This window comes from Actinomycetota bacterium, assembly GCA_035540895.1.
Classification (GTDB): domain Bacteria; phylum Actinomycetota; class JAICYB01; order JAICYB01; family JAICYB01; genus DATLFR01.
This window is the reverse complement of the sequence record DATLFR010000145.1, coordinates 1-2,520: the sequence shown is the minus strand read 5'-3', so window position 1 is coordinate 2,520 and position 2,520 is coordinate 1. Positions and strand designations below refer to the sequence as shown.

Below are 2,520 nucleotides of genomic sequence, written 5' to 3'. Positions count from 1 at the left end.
GTGGGGACCCCCCCTGAGGCTCGCTCAGCAGAGGGTTCAGCGCCACGTTCCCGTCATCGCCGACCTGCACGATCGGGAAGTACTCGGGCACGTTGAAGCTCACCGTATGGGCGGAGCCGAAGAACCTCCAGCTCACGGGCCGGCCCACCCGGGTCCTGATCGTGCGCGGCACGAACTCGTTGATCCCCGCGTGCTCCACCTTCTCGTTCGCCAGGCCCGCGAACGGACCCCGGAAGGTATCGCCCCTGAACCGGAGGATGTTGTCGCGCTGAGCCTCGCGGTAGGTCTCGGCGAGCGGGACGGCCCACGCCTGGATCTCCTTGCGCGCTTGCCGGTTCACCTCGGCCTGCGTCGGGATGGGGGTGCTGGGAGGCTTCACGTCGAGCATCCCGCCCTGCAGCACGCCGTGGACCGCGCAGTAGAAGTAGTACTGCCCGGGGTCCAGATCCTCGGACAGCGGCAACGTGAACGTGTTGCCCTGCGCTCCCTCGTATGGGATGAAGCCGCTGTTGTAGTAGGTCTCCTTCCCGGTGAACGGCCGCTGCTCCTGCTGTGTGCAGGGGGAGCCGTCCATCGGGGGCTGCTCCTCACCCATGTAGCACGGCTGCATGGCCGTCTGGATCAGAGAGTCCTCGTCACCCCAGGCCTCCGGCACCTTCTGCATCTTCTCCAGCAGGTCGCCGGGCGGCGCGTCGGGCAGCGGCTCAAGCCGCTCCAGCATGTCCAGGTAGGGCCACGCGACCTTCATCATGTCGTCCACGAGGGAGCCGAGCGTGACCGTGTGGGGCTCACCGGTCCAGGTCTGCTTGAAGACGACGGAGTCCCCGGGGCGCACCTCGACCCGTCTGGGGAAGAAGCCTATGAAGAAGCTGGCGAACTCGTCGTGGCTGAAGTCCACCAGGACCGTCCGTTCCTGGGGCCCGGCGTTCGTCGGAGTACCACACGCGGTCGCCGTCAGAGAGACGGCGCAGAGCACAGCCAGGACCGACCTACGCATCGAGGACCCCCTCGTCCGAGTCATCTTCCAGCCCCATCTTCCTCCTGAAGCGTCCGGATCTCGTTACGGACGACCCGTCGAACGGAGCGGGGGACTCCGGCGGGGGGAATCCTACTGCGTACCCGGGACGTGCACGTGGTGATGTCCGGATCGCCCGCTACGCCCTGTCCCTGCGGGGGCCGGGGCCCGCGGGTAGGATCGGGACATGCGCGATGAGCTCGTCGTCACGGTCAGCGAGCTCCTGTCCAACCCGGGCTCCCGCCGGCGCCTCACCTTCGACCAACCGGTCGGCGGTCTGAAGCAGGAGCTGGTCCGGGTGGAGCCGGACGACCCGCTGCACTTCGACCTCCTGTTCGAGGCCGTCGACGGGGAGTCCGTGCACGTCCGCGGCGAGATCTCCGGGCGCCTCGTCGTGACCTGCCGCCGCTGCCTGAACGAGGCGAGCGCGCCGTTCAAGGCCGAGGTCTCGGAGGTGTACCGGCCCACCCACGACGTGTGGGAGGAGGGGTACGTCGTGACCGACGGCAAGCAGGTGGACCTGGGGGTCCTCACCCATGAGGGGGTCCTGCTCGAGATGCCGATCAACCCCACCTGCCGCGAGGACTGCGCGGGCCTGTGTCCGTCGTGCGGGAAGGACCTCAACGAGGGCGACTGCGGGTGCGCGCCGGACGAGGGCGACGACCGGTGGGGGCCGCTGAGGGACCTGCTGCAGGGGTGACCCCGGTTCGGGTACCCTTGTGAGCGGTCCGCTGGCGTCGCCTCCGACGCCGGCCCCCCACATACGAGGCTGAGGAACCATGCCCACCCCCAAGCGACGCAAGACCAAGGCGCGCCGTGACGAGCGCCGGGCCCACTGGAAGAGGGTAGACCCGGCGCCCAGCTCCACGTGCTCGCAGTGCCAGAAGCCCAAGCTCCCGCACCGGGTCTGCCCGCACTGCGGGACGTACGGCGGCCGGCAGGTCCTCGAGCTCGACTAGCCCCGCTCCGTGACCCGCGTCGCCGTCGATGCGATGGGGGGAGACCACGCCCCGGGCGAGATCGTGTCCGGCGCCGTGGCTGCGCACCGCTCCGGGGTATCGGTCGTCCTCGTCGGCCGGGAGGACGAGGTTCGCGCAGCTCTGAGCGAGGCCGGAGCCGTTCCCGGAGACGGCCTGGAGGTCGTCGACGCCCGAGAGGTCGTCGGCATGGACGACCCCGACCCGGCCAGGGCGGTCCGATCGGCCCGCGGCTCCTCCATCCTGGTCGCGTCGCGGCTCGTCCGGGACGGACACGCCGACGCCGTCTTCTCGGCCGGTCCTACGGGCGCCTCCCTCGCCGCGGCGGTGCTGGGCATGGGACGGGTCCGGGGCGTGCCGCGCCCGGCCATCACGCTCGTCCTGCCCTTCGGCGACCACCCGGTCGTGCTCGTGGACGCCGGCGCCAACACCGACGCGCGCCCGGACCACCTGCTGGGATTCGCCGTCCTGGGAACGGTGTTCGCCCAGGTCAGGCTGGGTGTCCGGACCCCCCGGGTGGGGCTGCTC

4 protein-coding genes are annotated in these 2,520 nt (G+C 70.4%); 3 read left to right on the top strand and 1 reads right to left on the bottom strand.

Annotated features, from left to right (window positions below; translation table 11 throughout):
- The coding region (locus VM840_08265) for a hypothetical protein (protein HVL81569.1) at positions 1-898 on the bottom strand (898 nt) is incomplete at its 3' end.
- A 304-nt stretch (positions 899-1,202) separates the two neighbouring features.
- On the opposite strand from VM840_08265, the gene VM840_08260 reads away from it, so the two are divergent.
- The 3 genes from VM840_08260 to VM840_08250 form a co-directional block, all read left to right on the top strand.
- Positions 1,203-1,715 carry a DUF177 domain-containing protein gene (locus tag VM840_08260; protein HVL81568.1) on the top strand — a complete coding sequence of 171 codons (513 nt, stop codon included), beginning with the start codon at positions 1,203-1,205 and terminating at the stop codon, positions 1,713-1,715.
- Between the two features lie 79 nt (positions 1,716-1,794).
- A complete protein-coding gene (rpmF, locus tag VM840_08255; GenBank protein ID HVL81567.1) occupies positions 1,795-1,974 on the top strand; it encodes a 50S ribosomal protein L32 in 180 nt (59 codons plus the stop codon).
- 9 nt (positions 1,975-1,983) lie between these two features.
- The coding region (locus tag VM840_08250) for a phosphate--acyl-ACP acyltransferase (protein ID HVL81566.1) at positions 1,984-2,520 on the top strand (537 nt) is incomplete at its 3' end.